2 tRNA genes and 2 rRNA genes are annotated in these 949 nt (G+C 45.7%); all 4 read right to left on the bottom strand.

The annotated features are described in order from the left end of the window. Positions 1–130, bottom strand: a 23S ribosomal RNA gene (locus CBX96_RS21410); the annotation flags it as partial. Between the two features lie 282 nt (positions 131–412). After that, positions 413–488 (bottom strand) — tRNA-Ala (locus CBX96_RS21405). 137 nt (positions 489–625) lie between these two features. After that, a tRNA-Ile gene (locus CBX96_RS21400) sits at positions 626–702 on the bottom strand. 162 nt (positions 703–864) lie between these two features. After that, positions 865–949 (bottom strand): 16S ribosomal RNA (locus tag CBX96_RS21395); the annotation flags it as partial.

Genomic DNA, 949 nt, shown 5'->3' with positions numbered 1-949 from the left:
GGGTTCCCCCATTCGGACATCGTTAGCTCAAATGCTTGTTACTAGCTCGCCAACGCTTTTCGCAAGTTACTACGTCCTTCATCGCCTCTGACTGCCAAGGCATCCACCGTATACGCTTAGTCGCTTAACCATACAACCCAAATAGGTTTCACTTACGTGAGCCACTTGAATTGTTGCGACCAGCTGGTTTTACTTGTCTCATCTTCGACCAAGAAGATGGACTCGCCTTAGACTTGAATATTCAAGACACTTAAAAAGTGTTTTAAGAACTCAATTTTTTTCGTATTAACACAACGACAGACATCATTGTATTAATTACTATCAGCTTTCCAAATTGTTAAAGAGCGGGCTTAAAAAAGCCAAAGATAATGTTTCAGTTTATCTTTGGCATCTCTAACCAGATTGCAGTAAATGGTGGAGCTATGCGGGATCGAACCGCAGACCTCCTGCGTGCAAGGCAGGCGCTCTCCCAGCTGAGCTATAGCCCCATTTACATGCAGTGCGAGTAAATAAGATGTTCCAAACCTCTTAAAGGATTGGTTTGCCAATCATTTCTTATCAAGGCGGACAGTGGCGACGTTTAGTTCACTAAACGAGTCACTTTCCAACGCTGAGAAGGAAGGATTGGTGGGTCAGAGTGGACTTGAACCACCGACCTCACCCTTATCAGGGGTGCGCTCTAACCAGCTGAGCTACAGACCCATCTTTGATAAATCTAAGTTCATCTAGAACCACCGACCTCACCCTACTCTTCATGAAGGGATTGGGGTGCTAACCAGCTGAGCTACAGACCCATCTTTTACTCTATCTTCTATCAAGCAAATCTGTGTGAACACTCAACAAACATCGAGTTAGTCGTATAGGTAAGGAGGTGATCCAGCCCCAGGTTCCCCTAGGGCTACCTTGTTACGACTTCACCCCAGTCATGAACCACAAAGTGGTGAGCGCC

The sequence above is a fragment of the Shewanella sp. BC20 genome, from assembly GCF_003129585.1.
Lineage (GTDB): Bacteria > Pseudomonadota > Gammaproteobacteria > Enterobacterales > Shewanellaceae > Shewanella > Shewanella seohaensis.
Note: the sequence above shows the minus strand (reverse complement) of the source record. Positions and strands in the feature narration are given on the sequence as shown.